This window comes from Paenibacillus gorillae (assembly GCF_000513275.1).
In the GTDB taxonomy this organism is placed as follows: domain Bacteria; phylum Bacillota; class Bacilli; order Paenibacillales; family Paenibacillaceae; genus Pristimantibacillus; species Pristimantibacillus gorillae.
The window spans coordinates 1-545 of the sequence record NZ_CBVJ010000165.1 but is presented as its reverse complement, the minus strand read 5'-3'; the positions used below and the strand labels follow the sequence as shown (position 1 = coordinate 545).

Annotated in this window: 1 protein-coding gene; it reads left to right on the top strand. The window is 47.2% G+C overall.

The window, feature by feature from the left end; all coding sequences use genetic code 11:
• Nucleotides 1-327: 327 nt before the first annotated feature.
• The coding region (locus tag TY10_RS28500) for a hypothetical protein (protein WP_042171604.1) at nucleotides 328-545 on the top strand (218 nt) is incomplete at its 3' end.

Sequence of the window (545 nt, the reverse complement as noted above, 5' to 3'; positions counted from 1 at the left end):
TAACCCTAACCCTAACCCTAACCCTAACCCTAACCCTAACCCTAACCCTAACCCTAACCCTAACCCTAACCCTAACCCTAACCCTAACCCTAACCCTAACCCTAACCCTAACCCTAACCCTAACCCAATACGCTCCACTCTCCCGCTCTACAAATTTGTGCAAATGAAGGCAGCTTCTGTTGGGAGGACCAGCCCGGGTGGGTCCGATTATTAGCTGTCTGCATGAATCAAAATGTAAAAGTGCAGTTTGTTTGCAGCTTTATTAGCGATTTATCGCTTCAAAGTTTAAGAGCGGCTTGGCCCCCTCTTAATTTGGAGTTTTACTGTATGAGTATTACGTTGGAAATATCCAACGTAGAAGCGGGAAAGCAGCAGAGAATGCTCCCTACGTTGGAAATATCCAACGTAGAAGCGGGAAAGCGGCAGAGAATGCTCCCTACGTTGGAAATATCCAATGTAGAAGCGGGGAAGCAGCAAAGGATGCTCCCTACGTTGGAAATATCCAACGTAGATGCGAGAAAGCAGCAAAGAATGCGCCCTACGTT